This is a genomic window from Flavobacterium ustbae (assembly GCF_003946915.1).
Taxonomy (GTDB): Bacteria; Bacteroidota; Bacteroidia; order Flavobacteriales; family Flavobacteriaceae; genus Flavobacterium; species Flavobacterium ustbae.
In genome coordinates, this window is the sequence record NZ_RPOC01000021.1 from 21548 (window position 1) to 45374 (window position 23827).

Annotated in this window: 26 protein-coding genes and 4 tRNA genes; 18 read left to right on the top strand and 12 right to left on the bottom strand. The window is 33.5% G+C overall.

Annotated elements, in window-relative coordinates; genetic code table 11:
* Positions 1-20: 20 nt before the first annotated feature.
* Complete coding sequence (tgt, locus tag EG814_RS18770; RefSeq protein ID WP_026727521.1) at positions 21-1151, bottom strand: tRNA guanosine(34) transglycosylase Tgt; 1131 nt, start codon at positions 1149-1151, stop codon at positions 21-23.
* Positions 1152-1498: 347 nt separating this feature from the next.
* Here tgt and EG814_RS18775 point away from each other — a divergent pair, with 347 nt between their 5' ends.
* The 3 genes from EG814_RS18775 to EG814_RS18785 all read left to right on the top strand — a co-directional run bounded on the left by EG814_RS18775 (position 1499) and on the right by EG814_RS18785 (position 3949).
* The gene (locus tag EG814_RS18775) at positions 1499-1801 is read left to right on the top strand and encodes a hypothetical protein (RefSeq protein WP_125723416.1); all 303 of its coding nucleotides are present in this window, start codon (positions 1499-1501) and stop codon (positions 1799-1801) included.
* A 244-nt stretch (positions 1802-2045) separates the two neighbouring features.
* The gene (locus EG814_RS18780; protein ID WP_125723417.1) at positions 2046-2897 is read left to right on the top strand and encodes a transketolase; all 852 of its coding nucleotides are present in this window, start codon (positions 2046-2048) and stop codon (positions 2895-2897) included.
* Positions 2898-2995: 98 nt separating this feature from the next.
* A complete protein-coding gene (locus EG814_RS18785; RefSeq protein WP_125723418.1) occupies positions 2996-3949 on the top strand; it encodes a transketolase family protein in 954 nt (317 codons plus the stop codon).
* A 177-nt stretch (positions 3950-4126) separates the two neighbouring features.
* Here the strand turns inward: EG814_RS18785 and EG814_RS18790 are convergent, their stop codons facing one another.
* Positions 4127-5320 (bottom strand): FKBP-type peptidyl-prolyl cis-trans isomerase, encoded by a 1194-nt coding sequence (locus tag EG814_RS18790; RefSeq protein WP_125723419.1) that lies wholly within the window; start codon positions 5318-5320, stop codon positions 4127-4129.
* A 79-nt stretch (positions 5321-5399) separates the two neighbouring features.
* On the opposite strand from EG814_RS18790, the gene EG814_RS18795 reads away from it, so the two are divergent.
* Positions 5400-5789 carry an RNA-binding S4 domain-containing protein gene (locus EG814_RS18795; RefSeq protein ID WP_125723420.1) on the top strand — a complete coding sequence of 130 codons (390 nt, stop codon included), beginning with the start codon at positions 5400-5402 and terminating at the stop codon, positions 5787-5789.
* A gap of 217 nt (positions 5790-6006) precedes the next feature.
* Positions 6007-6507, top strand: a complete 501-nt coding sequence (locus EG814_RS18800) for a phosphoribosyltransferase domain-containing protein (protein ID WP_125723421.1) — start codon at positions 6007-6009, stop codon at positions 6505-6507.
* Here the strand turns inward: EG814_RS18800 and EG814_RS18805 are convergent.
* Positions 6499-7017, bottom strand: coding sequence for a shikimate kinase (locus EG814_RS18805; RefSeq protein ID WP_125723422.1), 519 nt, complete (start codon positions 7015-7017; stop codon positions 6499-6501). The two genes, EG814_RS18800 and EG814_RS18805, sit on opposite strands and share 9 nt — an antisense overlap.
* 126 nt (positions 7018-7143) lie before the next feature.
* Here EG814_RS18805 and EG814_RS18810 point away from each other — a divergent pair.
* From EG814_RS18810 to EG814_RS18825, 4 genes are all read left to right on the top strand, one after another.
* Positions 7144-7216, top strand: a tRNA-Lys gene (locus tag EG814_RS18810).
* A 40-nt stretch (positions 7217-7256) separates the two neighbouring features.
* Positions 7257-7329 (top strand) — tRNA-Lys (locus tag EG814_RS18815).
* Positions 7330-7372: 43 nt separating this feature from the next.
* Positions 7373-7455 (top strand) — tRNA-Leu (locus EG814_RS18820).
* Between the two features lie 138 nt (positions 7456-7593).
* A tRNA-Lys gene (locus EG814_RS18825) sits at positions 7594-7666 on the top strand.
* 70 nt (positions 7667-7736) lie between these two features.
* Here EG814_RS18825 and EG814_RS18830 read toward each other — a convergent pair.
* Complete coding sequence (locus EG814_RS18830) at positions 7737-8219, bottom strand: MarR family winged helix-turn-helix transcriptional regulator (RefSeq protein WP_125723423.1); 483 nt, start codon at positions 8217-8219, stop codon at positions 7737-7739.
* 128 nt (positions 8220-8347) lie between these two features.
* The gene (locus EG814_RS18835) at positions 8348-8707 is read right to left on the bottom strand and encodes a VOC family protein (RefSeq protein ID WP_125723424.1); all 360 of its coding nucleotides are present in this window, start codon (positions 8705-8707) and stop codon (positions 8348-8350) included.
* A gap of 295 nt (positions 8708-9002) precedes the next feature.
* On the opposite strand from EG814_RS18835, the gene EG814_RS18840 reads away from it, so the two are divergent.
* From EG814_RS18840 to EG814_RS18870, 7 genes are all read left to right on the top strand, one after another.
* Positions 9003-9503 (top strand): tetratricopeptide repeat protein, encoded by a 501-nt coding sequence (locus EG814_RS18840; RefSeq protein ID WP_235831010.1) that lies wholly within the window; start codon positions 9003-9005, stop codon positions 9501-9503.
* A 218-nt stretch (positions 9504-9721) separates the two neighbouring features.
* On the top strand, positions 9722-10621 hold the full coding sequence (locus EG814_RS18845; RefSeq protein WP_125723425.1) for a MerR family transcriptional regulator: 900 nt from the start codon (positions 9722-9724) through the stop codon (positions 10619-10621).
* 39 nt (positions 10622-10660) lie between these two features.
* Positions 10661-12127 (top strand): phytoene desaturase family protein, encoded by a 1467-nt coding sequence (locus EG814_RS18850; protein WP_125723426.1) that lies wholly within the window; start codon positions 10661-10663, stop codon positions 12125-12127.
* Between the two features lie 4 nt (positions 12128-12131).
* Entirely contained in the window at positions 12132-12971 is an 840-nt protein-coding gene (locus tag EG814_RS18855; protein WP_125723427.1) for a phytoene/squalene synthase family protein, read from the top strand.
* 151 nt (positions 12972-13122) lie between these two features.
* The gene (locus EG814_RS18860; RefSeq protein WP_125723428.1) at positions 13123-13563 is read left to right on the top strand and encodes a sterol desaturase family protein; all 441 of its coding nucleotides are present in this window, start codon (positions 13123-13125) and stop codon (positions 13561-13563) included.
* 71 nt (positions 13564-13634) lie between these two features.
* On the top strand, positions 13635-14105 hold the full coding sequence (locus tag EG814_RS18865; RefSeq protein WP_125723429.1) for an SRPBCC family protein: 471 nt from the start codon (positions 13635-13637) through the stop codon (positions 14103-14105).
* A 267-nt stretch (positions 14106-14372) separates the two neighbouring features.
* Positions 14373-15668: a cryptochrome/photolyase family protein gene (locus EG814_RS18870; protein WP_125723430.1), complete on the top strand. Its 1296-nt coding sequence runs from the start codon at positions 14373-14375 to the stop codon at positions 15666-15668.
* A gap of 147 nt (positions 15669-15815) precedes the next feature.
* Here the strand turns inward: EG814_RS18870 and EG814_RS18875 are convergent, their stop codons facing one another.
* Together EG814_RS18875 and EG814_RS18880 are read right to left on the bottom strand one after the other, a co-directional pair.
* Positions 15816-17120 (bottom strand): ABC1 kinase family protein, encoded by a 1305-nt coding sequence (locus EG814_RS18875; RefSeq protein ID WP_125723431.1) that lies wholly within the window; start codon positions 17118-17120, stop codon positions 15816-15818.
* The gene (locus EG814_RS18880; RefSeq protein WP_125723432.1) at positions 17120-17779 is read right to left on the bottom strand and encodes a TetR family transcriptional regulator C-terminal domain-containing protein; all 660 of its coding nucleotides are present in this window, start codon (positions 17777-17779) and stop codon (positions 17120-17122) included. The genes EG814_RS18875 and EG814_RS18880 overlap by 1 nt, the downstream gene beginning before the upstream one ends.
* Before the next feature lie 98 nt (positions 17780-17877).
* Between EG814_RS18880 and EG814_RS18885 the strand changes: the two genes are divergently transcribed.
* Positions 17878-18789, top strand: coding sequence for a TIGR01777 family oxidoreductase (locus EG814_RS18885; RefSeq protein ID WP_125723433.1), 912 nt, complete (start codon positions 17878-17880; stop codon positions 18787-18789).
* A 148-nt stretch (positions 18790-18937) separates the two neighbouring features.
* Here EG814_RS18885 and EG814_RS18890 read toward each other — a convergent pair whose 3' ends face one another.
* The 5 genes from EG814_RS18890 to rmuC all read right to left on the bottom strand — a co-directional run bounded on the left by EG814_RS18890 (position 18938) and on the right by rmuC (position 22761).
* Complete coding sequence (locus EG814_RS18890) at positions 18938-19504, bottom strand: YceI family protein (protein WP_125723434.1); 567 nt, start codon at positions 19502-19504, stop codon at positions 18938-18940.
* A gap of 233 nt (positions 19505-19737) precedes the next feature.
* Positions 19738-19947, bottom strand: coding sequence for a hypothetical protein (locus EG814_RS18895; RefSeq protein ID WP_125723435.1), 210 nt, complete (start codon positions 19945-19947; stop codon positions 19738-19740).
* Positions 19948-19954: 7 nt separating this feature from the next.
* Positions 19955-20350 carry a VOC family protein gene (locus tag EG814_RS18900; RefSeq protein ID WP_125723436.1) on the bottom strand — a complete coding sequence of 132 codons (396 nt, stop codon included), beginning with the start codon at positions 20348-20350 and terminating at the stop codon, positions 19955-19957.
* 40 nt (positions 20351-20390) lie between these two features.
* Positions 20391-20939: an acyl-CoA thioesterase gene (locus EG814_RS18905; protein ID WP_125723437.1), complete on the bottom strand. Its 549-nt coding sequence runs from the start codon at positions 20937-20939 to the stop codon at positions 20391-20393.
* Positions 20940-21387: 448 nt separating this feature from the next.
* A complete protein-coding gene (rmuC, locus tag EG814_RS18910; RefSeq protein WP_125723438.1) occupies positions 21388-22761 on the bottom strand; it encodes a DNA recombination protein RmuC in 1374 nt (457 codons plus the stop codon).
* 186 nt (positions 22762-22947) lie between these two features.
* Between rmuC and EG814_RS18915 the strand changes: the two genes are divergently transcribed.
* Positions 22948-23823: a protease complex subunit PrcB family protein gene (locus EG814_RS18915; RefSeq protein WP_125723439.1), complete on the top strand. Its 876-nt coding sequence runs from the start codon at positions 22948-22950 to the stop codon at positions 23821-23823.
* Positions 23824-23827 lie beyond the last annotated feature (4 nt).

Consider the following 23827-nt stretch of genomic DNA (forward strand, 5'->3'; position numbering starts at 1 on the left):
GAAACCTGAAACTTTTAAACTTATAATCGTTGGCTCATATTTTTAACCATCATTTCTTTCCATGGCCTAAAATCTCCGGCTAAGATATGTTTTCTAGCTTCACGAACCAACCACATATAAAAACCAAGATTATGAATCGTAGCAATTTGTTTTCCTAAATATTCATTAGCAGCAAACAAATGGCGCAAATAAGCTTTAGAATATTCTGTATCTACAAAAGTGTGTCCCATTTCATCAATTGGAGAAAAATCGGCTTCCCACTTTTTATTCTTAATATTAATGGTTCCGTTTGCCGTAAACAACATTCCGTTTCTTGCATTACGAGTTGGCATAACGCAATCGAACATGTCAATTCCTAATGCAATATTTTCTAGAATATTTATCGGAGTTCCAACCCCCATTAAGTAACGAGGTTTATCTTCTGGAAGAATTTCGCAAACTACTTCAGTCATTGCGTACATTTCTTCAGCTGGCTCCCCAACAGAAAGTCCGCCAATTGCATTTCCCTGCTGACCCGCATTGGCAATATATTCAGCCGACTGGCGACGCAAATCTTTATAAGTACTTCCTTGAACAATTGGAAAAAATGTTTGCTCATAACCATATTTATAAGGTACTTTTTCCAAATGATTAATACAACGATCTAACCAGCGGTGCGTCATGTGCATAGAGCGCTGCGCATAACGGTAGTCGCAAGGATAAGGCGTACACTCATCAAATGCCATGATAATATCGGCACCAATAGTACGCTGAATTTCCATTACATTTTCTGGAGTAAAAAAGTGGTAAGAACCGTCAATATGCGATTTAAACTTTACACCTTCTTCCTTAATCTTTCTATTTGATGAAAGAGAATATACCTGATAACCACCAGAATCGGTCAAAATATTACGATCCCAATTCATGAATTTATGCAGTCCTCCTGCTTTTTCAAGAATTTCGGTCTGCGGACGTAAATATAAATGGTAAGTGTTTCCGAGAATAATATCTGGATTGATTTCTTCTTTTAGCTCACGCTGATGCACTCCTTTTACAGAAGCAACAGTTCCAACAGGCATAAAAATAGGCGTTTCAATTACGCCGTGATCTGTAGTAATACTACCCGCTCTAGCTTTAGACTGCGGATCTTTTTGTAATAAATCAAACTTCATAAATTCGTTTTTCTCCCAATTGTTCGGGACGGCAAAGATAATCTAATTTAAAGAATTAGATAATTTGTGAAATAGAAAATTAGATAATGATTAACAAACTTTAAATTTGAAACCTGGATTGTAGAAAAATTAGATAATTAGGCAATTGACAATTTAGATAATGATTCATAGACTTAAATTTAAACTTGCATTTGTTTTTTTTGAGCGTTCGTTCAAAAAATGTAAATACTGGAACATTTCTCTTATAAAGATATAAAGCAAAAAATGCGTGTCATTTGTAACTTTATAATCAACAAAATTAACAACAACTAATGAATTTTAAATATTCATTATAAAATAGAGAAATCATGATAAATGCAGAAGAAAAATTAGACCAGATCAAAGATGATCAAATCGAGAAAAATCTTAAAAATATGGATTATCCGGCAAATGAAGATATTTACAATCAAGACAATAAGCTTGAAGATATTAATCCTGAAGAAATCTCGGGTGAACGCATCATCAACCAGAACAATCATGAATGGAAACAAAACAGCGACAAAATTGGAAATGATTTGGACATTCCAGGTGCTGAACTAGACGACGAACAGGAAGAAATAGGCTCAGAAGATGAAGAAAATAATTTTTATAGTGAAAGCGATACTGAGTAAACAGTTTTTCCTTCTTTCTTACAAAACTAAAAATCTTGCAATGCAAGATTTTTTTATGAATTAAATAAAAATTGTAAAAAATACACTTATAAAAAATCAAAAAGAAAAACAGTCGTTATATTTTTTCAGATAATGTAAAAAAAAGAGCAAATTTTAACAATTGCTGTAAAACTAAAGCAAAAAATCATTTGTCTGCCCACAAAATAACGTTTACTTTTGCTTCAGTTTAACTTTTACATATAAAATGAAGCCTAACACACAACAATTAAGCGATTTAACGATCCAAGTAAGAAGAGATATTCTTAGAATGGTACATGCTGTAAACTCTGGACACCCAGGTGGTTCATTAGGTTGTACTGAATTTTTGGTTACACTATATCAAAATATTATGGACCGCAAAGAAGGTTTTGATATGGACGGAATTGGAGAGGATATTTTCTTCCTTTCAAATGGTCACATTTCTCCTGTATTCTATAGCGTTCTAGCACGCAGCGGTTATTTTCCAATTTCAGAATTGGCTACTTTTAGATTATTAGATTCTCGTTTACAAGGACACCCAACAACTCACGAAGGTTTACCTGGAGTTCGTATAGCGTCTGGTTCTTTAGGACAAGGTTTATCTGTAGCTTTGGGAGCAGCTCAAGCTAAAAAATTAAACGGAGACAATCATTTAGTTTTTACTTTACACGGAGACGGAGAATTGCAGGAAGGTCAAAACTGGGAAGCGATCATGTATGCTTCTGCTAAAAAAGTAGACAACCTTATTGCTACAGTTGACGTTAACGGAAAACAAATTGACGGAACAACTGACGAAGTTTTGGCAATGGGAAGCCTTCGCGCAAAATTTGAAGCTTTTGACTGGGATGTTTTAGAAATCACTGAAGGAAACAATATCGACGCTATCATCGCTGGTTTAACTGATGCTAAATCAAGAACTGGAAAAGGAAAACCAGTTTGTATCTTATTGCACACAGAAATGGGTAACGGTGTAGACTTCATGATGCACACACACGCTTGGCACGGTAAAGCTCCAAACGATGACCAATTGGCAGCTGCATTAGCTCAAAATTACTCTAAAGACCAAGTAGACTATTAAAAAAGTGTTCAGTATTCAGTTTTTAAGCGTTCAGAAAAAACTTAGTCCCGAAGTTTCGGGATAGCAACTGAAAAACTTAGAACCTCAAAAGATAAACAATGAAAAAATATACAAATACAGGAAGCAAAGATACTCGTTCTGGTTTTGGAGCGGGAATGACTGAATTAGGTCAAAAAAACGAAAATGTTGTAGCATTATGTGCTGACTTAATTGGATCATTAAAATTTGATGAATTCAAGAAAAACCATCCAGAGCGTTTTTTCCAGATCGGAATCGCTGAAGCAAACATGATCGGAATCGCTGCAGGTTTAACAATTGGCGGAAAAATTCCTTTTACTGGAACTTTTGCCAACTTCTCTACAGGAAGAGTTTATGACCAAATTCGTCAATCTGTTGCTTATTCAGATAAAAATGTAAAAATCTGTGCTTCTCACGCTGGTTTAACTTTAGGAGAAGACGGAGCAACTCACCAAATCTTAGAAGATATCGGATTAATGAAAATGCTGCCAGGAATGACTGTAATCAACACTTGCGATTACAATCAGACTAAAGCTGCTACAATAGCATTAGCAGATCACCATGGTCCAGCATATTTACGTTTCGGACGTCCAGTTGTAGCAAACTTCACTCCTGCTGACGAACCATTCGTAATTGGAAAAGCAATCTTATTAAACGAAGGTACAGATGTTACGATCATCGCTACTGGACACTTAGTTTGGGAAGCTCTTATTGCTGCTGAAGCTCTTGAAGCAAAAGGAATTTCTGCTGAAGTAATCAACATCCACACTATTAAACCTCTTGATGAAGAAGCTATTCTAAAATCTGTTGCTAAAACAAGATGTGTAGTTACTGCAGAAGAGCACAATTACCTTGGAGGTCTTGGAGAAAGTGTTTCTGGAGTATTAGCTCTAAACAATCCAACTCCGCAAGAATTTGTGGCTGTAAAAGATAGTTTTGGAGAATCTGGAACTCCAGAGCAATTAATGGAAAAATACAAATTAAACAATCAAGCAATTGTTGAAGCTGTAGAAAGAGTTATCAAAAGAAAATAATTTTAGTTTTCTTACTCTATAGAAAAGCCTCGGAATTTATATTCCGAGGCTTTTTTTTACGGGCTTTTTCTGACATCATTTATTTAATTTAAAATGATTAGAGCCATTTAAAATACAAGAGAATATAAAAAAAGCCTCGAAACATAATCTCGAGGCTTACTATCTAATTTTCAAATTTTACTTCTTTTGATAAGGATAAGTTTTATCAAGATGAATTCTTAATCTACCTGGCGTTGTATAATCCTCAGGAACAAATTTTCTAGGGTTTGTTATCGATTCCGGATTTGGATTTTTTGGGTCATTATCAGGATAAGTAAGATCTCCAGTTGGTCTTCTAGGAATACCTCTTGGCTCAGTTTCATCTTCATTCGGAGTAGCTGGATCATCAGACATTGGATCCCATGGATAATAAAGTCTAGTTCCATAATAAAAATCTTTTCCGTCTAATTTACCCCATCCAACTTGATCAGTCGGCTTAGTAAGTTCAAATCTGGTAGTATACCCATCACCATCATCATCAAAATCCAAGAAATCAGGAATTCCATCTCCATCTGAATCATCTATTAATTCTTTCGGAAGATTCGGATATCTACCCGTATCTCTTTGATCGTACAGATATCCATCGCCATTTAGATCTTCTAAATAAGAAGGTACACCATCTCCAACAGGAACAAGTCCTGCAGACGTAACATTATATTCGCTATCGTTTCTTTTTAAATCAAATAGTTTAAAACTAAAAACCAATGGCGAATATGCCGGAATATTGGCTTGACTATTTGCATAATATCCAAGACCAGAAGGAAGAAACATTACACCTGCACCATAATCACTATAACTAATAGTTCCATCAGCTCCAGTTGCATTGCGGGTTCCTGTTTTAAATTGAGGCATTATTTCTCCCCATCCATCGATAATTGTACTTGCATAAATATCCAAATTAAACTCACGGGCAAGTCCATATGAACTATCAAACTGGCTTCCATTTAAAAGGGTTCCAGTGTAGGATACATTTACAGTATCAAAATTACAAGGCGACTGGCCAACTCCTTTTCTTAAAGACAGAAAATATACTCTATATGTTATATCACGGCTGTAAACATCCCTGTACTGTATAGGATAAGTTGTCTGATCCCAAATAGAAGCTTGAGATCCTCCATCTGGAATTTTTGAGATAGTTACATCATAATTTTCAGTTACTGTAATATAATTGGTTTTTAAATATTTTACAATAGAATCGTTATCTGCCTTATACTGCTCTGCATAATCCCTTGCAGGAGTTACAACTACATCATCATCATCATCCTTTTTATTACAAGAAACAATGGCAATACCAGCAAGTAGTAAAACAATATAATATTTAAATTTATTCATTATTATCATTTTTTTAGGTGCGCAAGATACAATATTGATTTATTTTTGTAAAGAATTTAACTTCTATTTTAGAAAAATTATGAGAATAGATAAATACTTATGGTGCGTTCGATATTACAAGACTAGAAACATGGTTACAGAAGCTTGTAAAAAGAACCAGATCACTGTAAATGGGCAAGTTGCAAAACCTTCAAAAGAGGTATTCCCTACAGACAAGATTACTTTTAGAAAAGATCAAATTACACAAATTATAACGGTTTTAGATATTCCGCAAAATCGTGTCGGCGCAAAACTGGTAGATATTTACCAAAAAAACGAAACTCCGCCCGAAGCTTTCGCACATTTAGAAATGCTAAAACTTTCTAAAGAACACTATAGAAGAAGCGGCACAGGACGCCCAACAAAAAAAGACAGAAGAGACATTGACGATTACGGAGACGAAATTTTAGAGGATGACGATGATATTTAAAATTCAAAACTTAAATATAAATTCCAAAAATCAAATTCCAAATTCCAAAAATCTTAAAACTTAAAACTTAAAAAGTTCAAATTCCAAAAAATCACAACCTAAAAAATTAAAATTCCAAATTCCAAAACTACATCACTAAATTTTGAATTCAAACAATTGGAATTTAGAATTTTTAAAATTGGAATTTAAAATAATTATCTTAGCAAAAAATAAAATCATGAGCAGCAATATTATCTTAACCAATCAGGAAATCGACCATAAAATAAAACGCATCGCTTACCAAATTTACGAGACCTTTGTCAATGAAGAGGAAGTGGTCATTGCCGGAATTGCTTCTAACGGATTCGTTTTTGCCGAAAAAATAGCGTCGGCACTCAGCAGCATTTCTACTTTGAAAGTTTCCATCTGCGAAGTCAAAATCAACAAACAAAATCCGCAAGAAGCGATACAAACTTCATTAAGTCCTGAAGAATATAAAAACAAAGGATTGGTTCTAGTTGACGATGTCTTAAACTCAGGAACCACATTAATTTATGCTGTTCGTCATTTTTTAGACGTTCCGCTTAAAAAATTCAAAACAGCAGTACTTGTTGACCGAAATCATAAAAAATATCCCGTAAAGGCAGATTTTAAAGGAATTTCGCTTTCCACTTCTTTATTAGAGCATGTTCAAGTAGTTTTCAATTCAGAAAACGGCGATTATGCTTCTTTAAGCTAAGATTTTCAAAATATCCTGAACCGTTTCTTCGACAGATTGACCATCAACTGAAACTTTATGTTTGGCCTGATTGTAATAAAAACTTCTGTCGAATAAATGTTTCGCGATAAACTCTTTCATTTCCTCCTCATTCATATTGGCGATCAAAGGACGTTTGCTTTTGTTATGCACCAATCTACTATATAAAGTATCTATTGATGCCTTTAAATATATAGACACTACATCATCCCCTTTTAGCAATTCATGATTATTGGCATAACATGGAGTGCCTCCACCTAATCCGATAATATTATTTTCTGAAGATTGCAGCAATTCAACGAACATTTCGTGTTCTAATTTTCGAAAATACACTTCTCCATGCTTTTCAAAAATCTCATTTATGGATAAATTTGCTCTTTCTTCGATACATTTATCTAAATCTAGGAACGGAATATTTGTAATTTTTGACAAATTTTGGGCTATTGTCGACTTTCCGCAACCCATATAACCTAACAACACAATTTTTTTCATATTAATAAAACCTTATAAACTAAGCATTTGGAAACTTTTCCAAAAAAAAGACAAATTTATGATAAAATAGCTTGGAAACTTCAAAAAAAACTCCTTATATTTGCACCCGCATTCAAGAAATTAAATGACTCGATAGCTCAGTCGGTAGAGCACATCACTTTTAATGATGGGGTCCTGGGTTCGAGCCCCAGTCGGGTCACAAATTTTGTGATAAACAAATTAAATTTCTTGAAAGCAATGACTCGATAGCTCAGTCGGTAGAGCACATCACTTTTAATGATGGGGTCCTGGGTTCGAGCCCCAGTCGGGTCACAAAAAGGTTGAGTAATTATTTACTTGACCTTTTTTATTTTAAGGCCATGTGGAGAAACGGTAGACTCGCCATCTTGAGGGGGTGGTGCTCGCAAGGGCGTGAGGGTTCAAATCCCTCCATGGTCACTAAAAAAAATGAGAGTCTATTTTACTGCAAAATAAGGTTTTACAATTTTTCTTTAAATTAATTGCAAAATTCATTTAAAAAAAGAGCCGATAACCTAAAATAAGTCCTTATATTTGCACCCTCATTGAAGAAATGACGACTCGATAGCTCAGTCGGTAGAGCACATCACTTTTAATGATGGGGTCCTGGGTTCGAGCCCCAGTCGGGTCACAAAAGGTCAAGTAATTATTTTACTTGGCCTTTTTTGTTTTTATATAAATCAAAAAAAAATCCTGCAGAATTAATCTTCTGCAGGATTTTTTGATTCGCCTTTATTTTTATTGATGAGTTTGACCATATTGGAATTAAAAAACGAAAGGTTCTCTTCTAATTCAGAAAAAAAATCAAGATCCGCATTTTCGATTTCAATTATTGCTTTTTGCAGAATTAGTTCTCCACTGCTTGTCAATTTAATCGTTTTTGCTCTTGTATCGGTCGTATGCTCTTGCCGCGTTATAAATGCTTTTTCTTCCAGCGTTCGCAATACTTTAGACACCATCATTCGATCAGAATTACTTTGGTTTGCAATTTCGACCTGAGTTACAGCGTCGCTTTTTTTAGAAAGCCAGCCCAAAGCAGCCAACAAGACGAACTGCGTTTGAGTTAAATCCAACGGATCCAAAACTTTTTTTTGCTTACGCTGCCATAACATTGTCAACTGTCCGAGCAAATATCCCGGACTATCTTCTGGCTTTTTAAAATGAAAATCAATCTCTTTAGACATAATCTAAAACATTTAAATTGATATTAATTAAATCGAATTTATAAAATTCAAAGATAATCTGAATCATTAGCAACTTCAACGAATGTGATTGCTTTATTCTCAAAATCATTAAAAATAAATATTTCTATTTATTTACTTTCCAAAAAAGTAAGCTTATAGCCATCGATATCTTTTACATGAAATGCTCTACCAAAAGGAGTTTCAATAATTGGTCCCGCAGTTGTTACTCCGTTTGCAATAAATTTCTCCTTTAGATCGGCTACATTTTCGTCAACCGCAAACCAAATTGCAACTCCAATGCCCAATTCTTTTCCTTCGATAGGTTCCAAAGGCGTACGAATTGCAAAACTTGCCTGCCCTTGATCATACTTGAATACGCAAGCCTGTGGATTAACATTCCCAATCTCGAACCCTAATTTATTCTCATAAAAGTCTTTTGATGCTTCTAAATTTTTCACTTGTAGTGATGCAAAAGTTAATTCTCTCATTTTTATTACATTTAAAATTGTTGTCGCAAATATAATATACACGACAACAATATACAAAGTTTTTCCTCTTTTTATTCTTCAGCTAGAATACAAGAGCATATAAAAGAAATTCTTAATTCTTAATTCTTAATTCTTAATTCTTAATTCTTAATTCTTAATTCTTAATTCTTAATTCTTAATTCTTAATTCTTAATTCTTAATTCTTAAAATAAATTTGAAACTTAAATTATCCAGCAAATAAAACTTTCTTAAATTCGTAGATGAATAATTAAATCACTAATCCCAAATTAGTTTTATGAAAAACCTACTATTAGTGTCATTATTAATGATGACCTGCTCTATCTGGGCACAATCTGCAACAGGCTATTTTGACAAAGCCATAAAAAAAGCCGAAGCTGGAAACACAAAAGGTGCGATCGCCGATTACAACAAAGCCATCAGGATGAATTCAAAATTTGTCGAAGCTTATCAGAATCGCGGTGTTGCAAAACTGAAACTAAACGATCTAAAAGGAGCCCAAGCCGACTTTAGCAAAACAATTGAATTAGACAGCATGAATGCCGACGCTTTTACAGGCAGAGCCAATGTCAATTACAAATTGCAAAACTATCAAGGCACCATAGACGACTGCACCGCATCTTTAGGTTTAAATCCCAAGGATTATATTGCGTATAACTTAAGAGGGTTGGCTTACAATAAAATTGGAGACAAAAAAAATTGCTGCAAAGATTTTAGCAAAGCAATCGAATTAGGAAGTCAAAGTGCTATAAAAAACAAAGCCACTTTCTGCAAATAAATACAAAAAACAAAATTTTCAGAACAGCCAGACTAGATTTTAATCTACTGGCTGTTTTTTGTTTTTATCAAAGTAATATATTTCTTAAGAAATAATTACCTGATTTTAGGTAAAAAATATATTTTGAATACCTAAGCCTCTAATTCTCTATCTTTTTAATGTAGTTTTAAGCCCGAATATAAGATTTTATTTTACATTTGTTGACTTAATCGCGAATAATGATAAACAATATTAAAACTGTTTTCAGCATTAAAGACCTTGAGAACTTATCTGGAATAAAAGCGCATACTATACGCATCTGGGAAAAGAGATACAATATTCTTGAACCTATGCGAACCGATACTAATATTAGATTTTACAATCTTCAAAATCTGCAGAAACTTTTAAATATCACGTTACTGCACGAATACGGCTATAAGATTTCTAAAATTGCAACTTATCCTGAAGAAAAAATACCGCAACTAGTACGCGAAATAATTTCGAAGAAAAACTCTCAAAACTATGCCATTACTTCTTTTAAAATGGCAATGATGAATTTTGATCAAGAACTATTCTTTAATACATTCGATTGGCTTATTACTGAAAAAACGTTTAAAGAAGTTTTTAAAGATCATTTTTTACCTCTTTTAAAAGAGCTGGGATTATTGTGGCAGTCTGAAACCATAACTCCTGCAAATGAACATTTTATGAGTCATTTGATCAAACAGAAAATATTAATTTATACCGAAAGCCTTCAGATTAGAAAACCTACAAAAACCGATCGAATTTTTGTTTTATCGCTTCCGCTAAATGAAATTCACCAGATCGGATTATTATACCTTCAATACGAAATTCTGGATAAAGGCTATAAAACCATTTATCTCGGAGAAAGCATGCCTATCGAAAACCTGCAGGATTTAACCAAACATTTTGAAAATATAACTTTTATATCTTTCATGACAGTGCAGCCAGATAGAAGCGTAATTAATCAGTATGTAAAGTCTATGGGGCAGAAATTATTGCTGCAAAACAATGAAATCTGGCTGATGGGAAAAATGACAGAGTGTATAGACGAGAAAGTGCTTACAGACAGAATACGTGTTTTTGACTCTATGGAAGAAACTATTAACATGCTTTAATTTATTTTTGTTTAAGTTTTTCTTATATTTGTTAAACAAATGAGAAAAACAATTCAAATAATCGGTTCTGGCTTCTCTTCTTTGGCTGCCGCGTGTTACCTTGCCCAACAAGGAAACATAGTTACTATTTATGAAAAAAACAGCACAATTGGCGGACGTGCAAGACAATTTAAAGAAGACGGTTTTACTTTTGACATGGGACCAAGCTGGTATTGGATGCCCGATGTTTTTGAACGTTTTTTCGAAGACTTCAATAAAAAACCTTCAGATTATTACGAGCTCATAAAACTAAATCCAGCTTATCGGGTTTATTTTGGAATCAATGATTTTATAAGCATTTTTGACAACCTCGAAGAAATAAAATACACTTTTGAAGCCATAGAAAAAGGAAGCGGTTCAAAACTGCAAAACTTTATCGATCAGGCTAAAAGCAATTACGACATTGCTATCAAAGATCTAGTGTATCGACCTGGAGTTTCTCCGCTTGAATTAATTACTAAAGAAACTGCATTAAAACTCAATCAGTTTTTTAAGAATGTAAGTTCTGATATTCGAAAAAATTTTAAAAACGAAAGATTAATTCAGATTCTTGAATTTCCGGTTTTATTTCTCGGAGCCAAACCAGCTAAAACGCCTTCTTTTTATAATTTTATGAATTATGCCGATTTCGGCCTAGGAACTTGGCATCCTAAAACGGGAATGTTTGATGTGATTCGAGCAATAGAAAAAATGGCATTGGAACTTGGCGTTACCATCAAAACCAATTCGCCAATTGAAAAAATAATCGTTGAAAACGAAACGGCAACCGGAATTGTAATAAATGGCGAAAGCATAAAAGCAGATATTGTATTAAGCGGTGCCGATTATCAGCATTCTGAAAGTTTATTGGAAAACAAACACCGAATGTACTCTGATGAATATTGGGACAGCAGAGTTTTTGCACCTTCTTCTCTCCTATTTTTTATTGGTTTCAATAAAAAAATAGAAAATATTTCGCATCATGCCTTATTTTTTGATGTCGATTTCAATCAGCATGCTGCAGATATTTATGATAATCCAAAATGGCCTGAAGCACCGTTGTTTTATGCCAACTTTCCATCCAAAACAGATGTAACCGCCGCGCCTGACGGAATGGAATCTGGTTTTTTCTTAATTCCGCTTGCACCCGGAATTGAAGACAGCGAAACTTTACGAGAAGAATATTTTGAAAAGATAATTGCTCGTTTTGAAGAACTTACACAACAAAAAATAAAAAATAACATTATCTTTAAGAGATCATTCTGTAAAAATGACTTTGTAACCGACTACAATGCCTACAAAGGAAATGCTTACGGAATGGCCAATACGTTATTGCAAACGGCTTTTTTAAGACCAAAATTAAAAAGCAAAAAAGTCAAGAATCTATATTTTACAGGGCAGTTAACTGTTCCTGGACCAGGTGTTCCGCCTGCTTTAATTTCAGGAAAACTAGCAGCTGAATTAATTCAAAAATCTTTTAGATCTTAAAAAAATGAAATCACTATTCGACGCCGTTTCTTTCAAATGTAGCAAACTGGTAACCAAAAATTACAGTACCTCATTTTCGCTTGCTGTCAAAATGCTTTCACCAAGCATACGCGATGCTATCTACAGCATTTACGGATTTGTTCGTTTTGCTGACGAAATCGTAGATTCTTTTCATGATTACGAAAAAGAATATCTTATTGAAGATTTCGAAAAAGAATATTACAAAGCAATGGAACTAGGCATTAGCTTAAATCCTATTTTAAATTCTTTTCAGCACACTGTAAAAGAATATAATATTACAGACGATCTCGTTCAGGCCTTTTTAAAAAGCATGAAAATGGATCTCATAAAATCCAATTATCAGACTCAAACCGAATACATTGACTACATCTACGGTTCTGCCGATGTTGTGGGATTAATGTGCCTTAAAGTTTTTGTTTCTGGAAAAGAACATAAATACGAACAGCTTAAAAATGAAGCCATGCGTTTAGGTTCGGCGTTTCAGAAAGTAAATTTCCTGAGAGATTTAAAAGACGATAATACTATTTTAAACCGAACTTATTTTCCGGGAATCAATCTCAATAATTTCAATGAAGATTCGAAAAATCAGATTATACAAGAAATTGAAGAAGATTTTAGAATTGCATATCAAGGAATTGTAAAACTTCCAATAGAAGCAAAATTTGGAGTTTATACCGCTTATGTTTATTACAGAAAACTGCTTACAAAATTGAAAAATACTCCTTATTACGAAATTGGAAATTCTAGAATCAGAGTTTCTAATTACACCAAAGCGGGTCTTTTGGCGCAGAGTTTTGTGACTTATAAATTAAAGTTGGTTTAAAAATAGGTTCAAAGCTGCAAAGGCTCAAAGGCACAAAGATCACTCAACGTATTGTTTGTCACCCTGAGCGAAGGGCTCACGATAAGCTCTGCATTCCTCCTTGGTCGGAATGACAAAAACTGAATAAAATAATAACATCAACAATAAAAAAATGATTTCCTTTTTAATCTTTTTAGGCGTTTTTCTGTTCATGGAATGTGTTACGTGGTTAACGCACAAATACGTCATGCACGGATTTATGTGGTATTTTCACGCCGATCATCATCAGCCCAAGTACGAACATACTTTTGAAAGAAACGACATTTTCTTCGTCATTTTTGCTATTCCGAGTATCCTCTTATTTTATTTCGGCGTTCAAGGCGGATTCAATTATCTGTTTTTCATTGCCTGCGGAGTTACACTTTATGGCATTTGCTACTTCTTAATTCACGATGTTTTGATTCATCAGCGCTTCAAATGGTTTAAAAATACCAAAAACAAATACCTCATCGGACTTAGAAAAGCACATAAAATACACCACAAACATCTTCAAAAAGAAAAAGGAGAATGTTTCGGAATGTTGTTTGTTCCCTTTAAGTATTATAAGATGTAGCTTTAAACGAGTAGACCTGACAGGTTTTAAAAAACTGTCAGGTCTAACTGCTGATAATAATTAAATTAAACATGAAATTATACAAAATAGTAACCGTACAGCATATAAATGCCAGTGTAGAAGATTGTTGGGATTTTTTCTCCAGTCCAAAAAACCTGCAAACCATCACATTAGATAATATGAATTTCCAGATTCAAGATTATGATGGCAAACGTATGTATCACGGTCAAATTATTACCTACACCTTAAAACCGCTTTTCGGAATTAAAATGTCTTGGGTAACCGAAATTACAGCTTGTCAAGAAAATGAATATTTTGTCGACATTCAGCAATTTGGACCTTATAAACTATGGCATCACAAGCACTTTTTTGAACCCGTTCCAGATGGCGGAACAAAAATGACAGATATTGTACATTACGCCCTTCCCTTCGGAATATTAGGCAGAATCATGAATAAACTGGTCGTAAAAAATAAACTCAAAAGTATATTCGAATACAGACATAATAAAATCGAAGAATTATTTAATTCTAAAAAAAAATAGCCACGAATTCACGAATTTTTTTTTGATATACTGTGTGTGTTTTGAAACGAATTGCACTAATTCTTTACTTTTTAGATTAGAAAAATTCGTGAATTGCTTCGCCTGTTCGCTATCGTTCGGGGCGTGGCAAAAAAAAATCTTTCTAATCCTTTTAATCTGTGGCAAAACACACACAGCATATCAAAAAAAATTCGAGCAATTCGCGGCAAAAAATACACAAAGCATATCAAAAAAATTCGTGAATTCGTGGCTAATACACACACAGCAATGACAAAACAAAAAGTTACCCTTTTCTGGTTTAGACGTGATTTACGTTTAGAAGACAACACAGGATTATTTCACGCTTTACAATCTGATTTTCCTGTTATTCCCTTATTTATTTTCGACGAAGACATTTTAGAACATCTTCAAAAAAATGACGCCAGAGTAACTTTCATTTACAATTCGCTTCAAAAAATAAACTCAGAACTGCAAAAAATAAGCTCTTCGATCTTAATTAAAAAAGGAAAAACAAAAGAGGTTTGGAAATCTCTTATTGACGAATTTGAGATTCAGAACGTTTTTTTCAATAAAGATTACGAACCCTTTGCCATCAAACGCGATACAGCAATTACAACTTTATTAAAAGAAAATAACATCGAATCATTTTCTTTCAAAGATCATGTAATCTTCGAAGAAAAAGAAATTACAAAAGCAGACGGACTTCCATATACCGTTTACACGCCTTATAAAAATAAATGGCTAGAAAAATACCAACTTTCTGGTTCTGCTCCTGAATATGATTCGATTTCGGTTCAAAACAATTTCGCAAAAAGCAACTTCAAATTCCCCGATTTATCGGAAATTGGTTTTGAAAAAAGCACTATAGAAGTTCTGCAACATAATTTGTCACAAATTGCTCATTATAAAGAAACAAGAGATTTTCCAGCTTTAGACAGCACTTCCTATCTTTCACCGCATTTGCGTTTTGGAACGGTAAGCATTCGAAAATTGGTAAATTGGGCCAACCGAAAAAATCAGACTTTTTTAAGCGAGTTAATTTGGAGAGAATTCTTTATTCAGATTCTGTTTAGTTTCCCAAATTGCGTGAATCATAATTTTAAATCCAATTACGACGGAATTCAATGGCGCAATAACGAAGAAGATTTTAAACGCTGGTGCGAAGGAAAAACAGGCTACCCAATGGTCGATGCCGGAATGCGTCAGCTAAATGAAACTGGATATATGCACAATCGCGTTCGTATGGTTGTGGCGAGTTTTTTGTGCAAACATTTACTCATAAACTGGCAATGGGGCGAAGCGTATTTTGCCGAAAAATTATTAGACTTCGAATTGGCCTCCAACGTTGGAAACTGGCAATGGGCGGCAGGAACAGGTTGTGATGCAGCACCGTATTTCAGAGTTTTCAATCCAGAAATACAACAAAAGAAATTTGACGAAAAAGGAGAATACATTCGCAAATGGATTCCAGAATTTGATTTTGGCTATAACGAACCAATGGTAGATCATGCTTTTGCCAGAGATCGAGCGATTGCAACTTATAAGGCTGGAATCATTAAATAAAGTTCCTTATTGTTTCAGGTTTAAAGTTTCAAGTTAATTAAGATTGAGTATAATCTTGTCACCATGAGTGAAGTCGAAGAATTCACAAAGTGAGAACACGACAGATTTAACTTGAAACATGAAACCTGAAACAAAAAAAACTAACTATTAATATTTCAAATAATTATCAACCACAATTTTGGCTTTCAAATCAAACATTAAATTATACAAGCCAAAGAAAGTACGATTCATATAAATAAAGTGCTTAGAACCGCGATTTCCGTTCATTTTTTTGAGGTTTGTATCTTCAGAGAAACGTTTTCCTAGTTCTGCAATCGCATTAAAGAATTTTTCATCGGCAAAATCGAAAGTTTCGTTTTGGAAAGGTTTTGTAAAAAGTGATAGCAATTCATGAAACATTTCGGTAAAATATTCAATTTCAGACGGCGTATCATCTTTACGAAGAATTTCTAATTCGAATAATTTCTCGTTGAAAAGCGCTGGATCTGTAATGACATTTTTATTGATTAATTCAAAATACGGCGTATAAAAATCTTCTGGAATTTGTTTCATACAGCCAAAATCCAAAGCAATCAATTGATTCTGATCGTCGACCAAAAAGTTTCCAGGATGCGGATCTGCATGCACTTTTCTCAAAACATGAATTTGATACATATAAAAATCCCAAAGCGCCTGACCTATTTTATCGCCCACTTCTTGATTGGTATTTTGGGCTGTAAATTCAGAAAGATGAATTCCTGTCATCCAATCCATTGTAATGATTTTCTCTGACGAAAACTCCGGATAATAATTTGGGAATTTAATATTTTCAATTTTACTGCAAGCATCTACAACTTCCTGACTTTGTTTTAATTCTAGTAAATAATTGGTTTCTTCAATCAGTTTGTCTTCGACTTCTTTAAAGTATTTATCAGAATCTTTGCCCTGAAGATTAAACATTCTAATTGCAATTGGTTTTACCAAAGCCAAATCTGACGAAATGCTATTGGCAACTCCCGGATACTGAATTTTAACGGCTAGTTTTTTATCGTTTTTCTTTGCCAAATGCACTTGTCCGATACTTGCCGCATTTACAGAATTTGGGTTAAACTCGTCAAAAATCTCGTAAGGCGTTTTTCCGAAATTGTTTTTAAAAGTTTTTAAAACCAAAGGCGCAGATAGCGGCGGAACAGAAAATTGTGAAAGTGAAAATTTCTCCACGTAGGCCTGCGGTAAAAAATTCTTGTCCATGCTTAACATTTGAGCCACTTTTAATGCACTTCCTTTAAGACTTTTTAATCCGTCGTAAATATCCTCAGCGTTGTTTTCGTTTAATTTGTCGCGGGTCAAATCTGGATTGACTATTTTTTCAGCATAATGCTTCACATAATTTACGCCAATTTTAGCTCCAGTCTGAACGAGTTTTCCTGCTCGTTCTATTTTTGAGGTTGGAATATAATCTATCGTTTTCATTACCTGCTGTGTACTTTTTCTTTAAACAAAAATTTTCCAAAATCAATCAGATGATTCATTGGTGCCACATTCATCAATTCAAATGATGCGTTAACAGATTTTTCGATAAAAATATCGGTTTTCTCAAAAGCTGCCGACTCATCCTCCATCCAGAATTTAATCGTTAGCATTAATTGCAACCAAGACGATTCTTGAATAGCCTTTTCCTGAAACTTTTGAAATTTTTCTTGTTCCAATCTATAGTCGTCTGTTAAAATTTCAGAAACATATTCCTTAAAACTATTGCGAAGCGTTGTTAACTGCACTAAATTCTTAATTGGGTTTCTATCTATTTTAAGCGATTGCAACACATAACTTCTGTTGGCAGTCAAGATTTCGAAGAAAGTAAAGTAAAAGCTCAGCATTTTGTTCTTCATGTCATATTGCTGGTATTCTTCGTTCTTGTGAAGAAGATTCACCGTGTTTTCAAAAAACAGTCGGAATATTTCTTTTTCTAAACCTTCCAATGTTCCAAAAAAAGCGTAAAATTCGGCTTCCGTAAAATCATTTTCTTTCGTAAAATGATAAACCGATTTAGGTTTTTGGCCTTTTTCTAAAACCTCTTCCATATATTTTGAAACGATATCGTCTTTGGTAATTACCTTCTTTTTAGTCGTCATCTTATTAAAATTTAGAATTTGCCATAAAGGTAAACATTGTTTAAGTACCTTTACTATTCCTTAAACACTACACACTGTTAAATATATTATAAACTATTATGGCTCAAAATGTTCTACTAACAGGCGGCACCGGTTTTATCGGAAAATATTTGACAGATGTATTAATCGAAGCAGGCTTTTCTGTTTCGGTTTTGAGCCGTTCTGACAGAGAAAATACGCCAAGAGTTACCTATTACAAATGGGATATCAAGAAAAATTATATTGACAAAAATGCCATTCTCAATGCCGATTATATTATTCATCTGGCTGGCGAAGGAATAGTTGAAAAAAGATGGACCAGAAGACGCAAAAAAGCGATTATAGAAAGCCGCGTTCGACCTGTAGAAATGATTTATTCTATTTTAGAAATGAATAATAAAAAACTAGAAGCATTTGTTACCGCTTCTGGCATCGGAATTTATGGTGCTATTACGAGTCATAAAATCTGTACGGAGAACACACCTCCAGCGGATGATTTTTTAGGTACAACTTGTCAAAAATGGGAAGAAGCCGCAGATAAAATCGGTTCGTTGAATGTTCGAACTGTTAAAATTAGAACAGGAATTGTTTTTGGTAAAAATGAAGGTTTCTTAAAAAAAATGATTCCGACGTTTAAATCTGGTTTTGGCGCTATCCTTGGTTCTGGCAAACAATACCTTCCTTGGATCCATATTGAAGATTTATGTCAAATTTATTTAAAAGCTATTCAAGACACAAAATTAGAAGGCGCATATAATGCTTCAGTAACAGACAATACCACCAATGCTCGATTTTCTAACACTATGGCCAAACTCTACGATTATAGGATATGGCTGCCAAAAGTGCCACCGTTTGTGCTAAAGATTTTACTTGGTCAAATGAGCGAAGCAGTTTTAACTGGACAGCGCATATCATCTGAGAAAATTCAGAAGACAGGTTTTGAATTTCAATTTACCGATTTAGAAAAAACCTTAATTAACTGTTTAAAATAGCTTCCTGATGGAACGCGGATGACACGGATTCGCTATTGCGAAAACGCGGATAAAAACAGATTTTTTTTATAAAATCAGTGCAAATCTGCATCTTTGCGGCAGCAAATCCCTCTCATCCGCGTTCCATTTATGCAACCCGAAAATAAATTTATTTTAAAGTCAGCATGGCTTCGTCGCTGCGTACTATACCTGTCAATTCTGTATTAGCCGTTTTAGCAATTTTAGATGCGATAGAATTTGGAATGCGAATATTAAAATCGGATACTGCAATTGGAAAATCTGAAATAACTTGAATTCCTTCTGGAACTCTTTTAATTAAAGCATTTACAACAATTTCTTTCGATTTGCCTCTTAAATTCAATTTTCCCTTTATCTGATATTGTTTTTCGATCTCGTTAATATCTTTCAAATCAAACTTTTCAATCTTTCCTTTAAAGATAGCTTTAGGATAACGATTGCTTTCCATATAATTGTCATTGAAATGCTCTTGCATGAGATTCAATTTAAACCGAAAATCTTTGATTACAACAGTACAGATAAATGTACTTGTTTTAGGTTCTAGAAGTATGGCAACTTGTCTATTTACAGCACTCACTTCTTCGTACAGCGGTACAGACGCTTCAAAATTTATTGTCCCTGTACTCGTAAAAAATTTGTCTTGGGCAATAACAGAAAAGGCGGTAAAAAGTAAAAATAATAAAGTAGTTGTTTTCATAATCGTCTGCAATTTGAACAATTATGTCATTCAATAATTCTGATTAAGATAAATAAGTAAAAACAGATTTTAATTAATCTGAAAAATTGAATGGCAAAACTCAGTGAAAAAATTCCGTAACCCAATAATTATACTTAAAGTTACGGAATTTCTTGATGAAAAGTTCTGAGAGTAATGCTAAAAATTTGTGAATATTTTTCTCTTGTGAATGAAAATCGTAAAAGGTGAAATGTTTAGGATTTTCTTTTTACTAAAGCATAAATTACATTGCAAAAAAACAAAAGCAATGCTATTAGAATCATTAAATGTTTCCACGAAATGATAAAATAAGTATCGTGAATATTGATATCAAGCATTTCATCTCCTTTATAAAAGCCAAAACTCAACAGAAGGACAGCTAGCGCTAAAAATAAAAGATAAGATTTTCCTTTTATATAGTTCATTCAAAAATTACCCTTTTACTTCTGTACAAATCTCAATTAAAAATCCGTTTAAATCTCTTGCGTAGGCTACAATCTGTCCCCACGGTTTTTCTACAGGTCCTGAAACGATAACGGCACCAAAAGAAGTAGCTTTCTGCAAAACTTCGGGTACATTTTCTGTTATAAAACCAATTTCTATAGCAAAAGGCTTATCTTCTAAACTACTTTCGATAAAACCTTCAGGCAGATTTTTTGCTGCTAATTTTTTAGAAGCAAAAGAAAGAGTTGTTTCTCCTGTAATCAATTCGCCATAATCATTTTCTGGTGAGACGAATTTTCTCGAAAATCCAAATGCGTTTTCATAAAACGAAATAGATTCTTCGACATTTTCTACGTATAAAATTGTATATCCAAACTTGACCATATTTTCTAATATTTAATGTGTGAAATAAATATAAGAAAATTTAGCTGATTTCTAAAAGAACATTATATTTTTCTAAGCTTGCCAAATCTTCAATTGAATTGATATTGGCTAGCTTTTCGTGTTCTTCGACTTCTTTTCTAACTTCGATATGTTTTATTGCTTTTCTAAAACGGCGTATTTCTTGTAAATTAGACAAAATTAATCCTGGAACTTGAACGCTTTTTCCTTCTTTGTCTTTGGCAACCATCGTAAAATAAGACGAATTACAATGTTTGATAACTCCTGTCTGGATATTTTCTGCTTCAACGCGAATTCCGACTACCATTGAGCTTCTTCCCACATAATTTACAGAAGCTTTCATAGTAACCAATTCTCCAACTTCGATAGGTTTAAGAAAATTGACCGTATCTACAGAAGCAGTTACGCAATAATTACCGCTGAATTTTGATGCCGATGCAAATGCAATCTGATCTAATAACTGCAAAATATATCCTCCGTGTATTTTGCCACTAAAATTGGTATGCGAAGGCAGCATTAACTCTGATATACTCACTTTTGATGAAGAAACGGGCTTAAAATCTGTAGTCATGTTTTTTGTTTTTTGGTGTGTGATTTTTAACCATATAAGTTATATAAGTTCATTTTTTAATTCAATACTAAACTTATAGGGTTTATTTTATTGATTCATTCTTTAACCATATAAGTTATATAAGAAATTTAAGTTTGAGTTAAATGAACTTATATAACTTACATGGTTTAATTTTTTTTTGTTTCTTTTTTAATCACATAAATCTATATGAGAAAATTTAAGTTTTGAATTAAATGAACTTATATAACTTATATGGTTTAATTTTTTTGATTCAATATTTTTTTGATTGGCTTTTTTAAACATAGAACTATGTGCTTTTATGCAAGTGAAACGCCTTTTTTCTCCAATCTCAATTTCTATGTTTCTATGTGTTTAAATTATTATTTTTCTACTTTCAGACTGAAGCAAAAACTTTGAATGAACTTATATAACTTATATGGTTTAAATTTTAATTCAATAATTCATTTTCATCTGTGTTTATTGCCCTTGCAATGATAGCATCAGGAAGTGATTTTTTGGCCTTTGCTCCCATTTTTTTCAATCTTTCTACACTTGAAATTAGGTTTCCTTTTCCGTCTACCAATTTATTCATGGCACTTTCGTATTCTGTTTTGGTGTCTTTTATTTTATTTCCAATTCGGACTAAATCTGATACAAAACCTTCAAATTTATCGTATAACGCGCCCGCTTGTCTCGCAATCTCTAAGGCATTTTCCTGTTGTTTTTGATTGGTCCACATGCTGTCTATTGTTCGTAAAGTTGCCAAAAGCGTGCTCGGCGTTACAATTACAATATTTCGGTCAAAGGCTTTTGTGTACAAAGAAGGATCTTCGTTTAAAGCAATGGCAAAAGCAGGTTCCATAGGAATAAAAAGCAATACAAAATCTGGACTTTCCATTTGATACAGATCGTGATAATTTTTACTGCCCAATTGCTCCACATGCCTTTTGATAGAAATAACATGTTCTTTAAGAAATTCTATTTTTAAAAGTTCTGACTCTTCGTTAACCCATTTTTCATACGCTGCCAGCGAAACTTTAGAATCGACAATCATTTTTTTGCCATCCGGAAGATTAATGATAACGTCTGGAAAAACGCGGTTTCCTTCTGCATTGGAAAAACTTTGCTGCACTTCGTATTCTCTCCCTTTTTCTAGTCCCGATTTTTCTAAAACACGTTCCAGAACCAATTCTCCCCAATTTCCCTGCATTTTACTGTCGCCTTTTAATGCCTTTGTCAGATTTAAGGTTTCTTTGCTCATTTGCGCGTTCATTTCACTTAACCCAATAATCTGCTGACGAAGCGCCGCATGATAATCGATACTCTCTTTATGAGTTTGTTCTACCTTTTGCTCAAACACTAGAATTTTATCCTGCAGAGGTGTCAGGATATTTTTCATATTAACCGTATTTTGTTCGGTAAACTTTGCCGATTTTTCTTCTAAGATTTTATTGGCAAGATTTTCAAATTCTTTGGTAAATTTTTCTTGAAGTTCACTAATTTCACTTTTCTGCTCTTTATGGCGTTCCCATAAATTTTCAAAATCGACTTCTTTTTTAGAAAGTTGAATTGCCAAACTGTCTTTTTCTGTTCGAATGTTTTCTTTCTCAACATTATTGAACTGCAATTGTTTTTGAAAATTATTTTTTTCGTTTTCAAACTGTTCTTTCTGCAGCTGCAACTGGCCGTTTAATGCATTTAATCTTTCTTCTGAAATGGCTTTTTCAGACTGAAATTTGGATCCAGAAAGCATTCTGCCTACGTAGATACCCACAAAAAGCGCCACAACAAAACCTAATAAAAACGGTACATATTCAGACATAACTAAGTTTATTTTACGTAAAAGTACGCAATAATACGTAGTACTTAGTTTTAAAATTATAAATTTCACTAATTCATTCTTAATCCAAACTAAACCAACATTTTAATTTTTTTCAAAAAAAATAAAACGGCAACGCAACCATTCTTTTAAATCGCCATCTACAAAATATAAACCTATTAAATAATTATGAAAAAAATAATACTTGGCTTATTTGTAGCCTTCGGATTCAGCGCCTGCTCGCTAAACGACGAAACTAACTATGTTGACTGTGGAGCAAATACAAATGTAAATTTTACAGGTTTCCCTTTTGCATGTAACTATACTGTAAAAAATATGCCAAATAATCCAGCATTGGCATTTATTGGATCACAGGAAAAAATGAACGAGTTTTTTTCAAAGCAGGCTAATAGCTGTCCTGTTGCGAGCGACCCTAACATTGATTTTACAAAACAATATTTAGTTGGAATTTTTGCTGGTGCCAAACCTACAACAGGTTATGACATCGTAATTAGCTCTATTGTTGAAAACAATTGTGAAATCATAGTGAATTATTATGAAAAAACACCGGCTACAGGCGAAAACGTATCTCAAACCCCAACTTATCCTTATGATTTTGTTTTGATTCCAAAAACATCAAAAGGAATGATTTTTAACAAAACAAATGAAAATGCCGATAATATCGTTATTGGAAGTTTCGCTAGCAAATGTACTGGTGCTGACTGCCAAAAATTCTATCAGATTAACGATTACAACACTTTAAAATTCTTAAATGTTGCAATTGGGCAGTATGATTTTAACCAGTACAAATACACTCCGACAATCAAAAGAGGCGAATATACCTTATTATTAAAAAGCGTTCCTGCTGAAATTATCGCTTTGAAAGGACAAACTAAAACGTATGGTTCTCCAGATGCTGAAGATCAAGGCGGAATTTATTTTGAGCTACGCCAAGGAGCAAGTGTTACTAGAGTTTATATAGACAATAAAGATACTCCAGATCAAAGTGCCGAAATTAAACTTTTCAAAAAAGCAATTCAAGAAAAAATTACAAGTTTAAAATAATGCA

Bases quoted from the DNA above. Each gene is read 5' to 3' on its own strand.
- EG814_RS18880 (WP_125723432.1), bottom strand. From the start codon at position 17,779: ATGACGACTAAAAAGAAGGTAATTACCAAAGACGATATCGTTTCAAAA.
- EG814_RS18835 (WP_125723424.1), bottom strand. From the start codon at position 8,707: ATGAGAGAATTAACTTTTGCATCACTACAAGTGAAAAATTTAGAAGCA.
- EG814_RS18905 (WP_125723437.1), bottom strand. From the start codon at position 20,939: ATGACTACAGATTTTAAGCCCGTTTCTTCATCAAAAGTGAGTATATCA.
- EG814_RS18915 (WP_125723439.1), top strand. From the start codon at position 22,948: ATGAAAAAAATAATACTTGGCTTATTTGTAGCCTTCGGATTCAGCGCC.
- rmuC (WP_125723438.1), bottom strand. From the start codon at position 22,761: ATGTCTGAATATGTACCGTTTTTATTAGGTTTTGTTGTGGCGCTTTTT.
- EG814_RS18855 (WP_125723427.1), top strand. From the start codon at position 12,132: ATGAAATCACTATTCGACGCCGTTTCTTTCAAATGTAGCAAACTGGTA.
- EG814_RS18790 (WP_125723419.1), bottom strand. From the start codon at position 5,320: ATGAATAAATTTAAATATTATATTGTTTTACTACTTGCTGGTATTGCC.
- EG814_RS18780 (WP_125723417.1), top strand. From the start codon at position 2,046: ATGAAGCCTAACACACAACAATTAAGCGATTTAACGATCCAAGTAAGA.
- EG814_RS18845 (WP_125723425.1), top strand. From the start codon at position 9,722: ATGATAAACAATATTAAAACTGTTTTCAGCATTAAAGACCTTGAGAAC.
- EG814_RS18850 (WP_125723426.1), top strand. From the start codon at position 10,661: ATGAGAAAAACAATTCAAATAATCGGTTCTGGCTTCTCTTCTTTGGCT.
- EG814_RS18900 (WP_125723436.1), bottom strand. From the start codon at position 20,350: ATGGTCAAGTTTGGATATACAATTTTATACGTAGAAAATGTCGAAGAA.
- EG814_RS18830 (WP_125723423.1), bottom strand. From the start codon at position 8,219: ATGTCTAAAGAGATTGATTTTCATTTTAAAAAGCCAGAAGATAGTCCG.
- EG814_RS18890 (WP_125723434.1), bottom strand. From the start codon at position 19,504: ATGAAAACAACTACTTTATTATTTTTACTTTTTACCGCCTTTTCTGTT.
- EG814_RS18775 (WP_125723416.1), top strand. From the start codon at position 1,499: ATGATAAATGCAGAAGAAAAATTAGACCAGATCAAAGATGATCAAATC.
- EG814_RS18870 (WP_125723430.1), top strand. From the start codon at position 14,373: ATGACAAAACAAAAAGTTACCCTTTTCTGGTTTAGACGTGATTTACGT.
- EG814_RS18885 (WP_125723433.1), top strand. From the start codon at position 17,878: ATGGCTCAAAATGTTCTACTAACAGGCGGCACCGGTTTTATCGGAAAA.
- EG814_RS18895 (WP_125723435.1), bottom strand. From the start codon at position 19,947: ATGAACTATATAAAAGGAAAATCTTATCTTTTATTTTTAGCGCTAGCT.
- EG814_RS18865 (WP_125723429.1), top strand. From the start codon at position 13,635: ATGAAATTATACAAAATAGTAACCGTACAGCATATAAATGCCAGTGTA.
- tgt (WP_026727521.1), bottom strand. From the start codon at position 1,151: ATGAAGTTTGATTTATTACAAAAAGATCCGCAGTCTAAAGCTAGAGCG.
- EG814_RS18805 (WP_125723422.1), bottom strand. From the start codon at position 7,017: ATGAAAAAAATTGTGTTGTTAGGTTATATGGGTTGCGGAAAGTCGACA.
- EG814_RS18875 (WP_125723431.1), bottom strand. From the start codon at position 17,120: ATGAAAACGATAGATTATATTCCAACCTCAAAAATAGAACGAGCAGGA.
- EG814_RS18840 (WP_235831010.1), top strand. From the start codon at position 9,003: ATGAAAAACCTACTATTAGTGTCATTATTAATGATGACCTGCTCTATC.
- EG814_RS18800 (WP_125723421.1), top strand. From the start codon at position 6,007: ATGAGCAGCAATATTATCTTAACCAATCAGGAAATCGACCATAAAATA.
- EG814_RS18860 (WP_125723428.1), top strand. From the start codon at position 13,123: ATGATTTCCTTTTTAATCTTTTTAGGCGTTTTTCTGTTCATGGAATGT.
- EG814_RS18785 (WP_125723418.1), top strand. From the start codon at position 2,996: ATGAAAAAATATACAAATACAGGAAGCAAAGATACTCGTTCTGGTTTT.
- EG814_RS18795 (WP_125723420.1), top strand. From the start codon at position 5,400: ATGAGAATAGATAAATACTTATGGTGCGTTCGATATTACAAGACTAGA.